The sequence below is a fragment of the Pseudomonas sp. Pse79 genome, assembly GCF_024519615.1.
Classification (GTDB): Bacteria; Pseudomonadota; Gammaproteobacteria; order Pseudomonadales; family Pseudomonadaceae; genus Aquipseudomonas; species Aquipseudomonas veronii.
On record NZ_JALJRR010000088.1, the window covers coordinates 1 to 242 of the forward strand.

Below are 242 nucleotides of genomic sequence, written 5' to 3' on the forward strand. Positions count from 1 at the left end.
GTCGTTGTTGAGGGTCGCGAGGATCGGCGCCGGGTCGGCCAGGCCGGTGGTTTCCAGGATCACCCGCTTGAAGGCCGGGATCTCGCCGCGCTCGCGGCGTTGCAACAGGCTGAGCAATGCGTCTTTGAGTTCGCCGCGAATCGAGCAGCATACGCAGCCGCCGGGCAGCAGCACCGTGTCCGGCGCGACCTCTTCCACCAGCAGGTGGTCGATGCCGACGTCGCCGAACTCATTGATCAGCA

The 242-nt window shown here is 66.1% G+C and carries 1 protein-coding gene; it reads right to left on the bottom strand.

What is annotated here, in order from left to right:
- Positions 1 to 242: GTP-binding protein (locus NR164_RS30345; RefSeq protein ID WP_306218380.1), on the bottom strand; the 242-nt coding region annotated here is incomplete at both ends.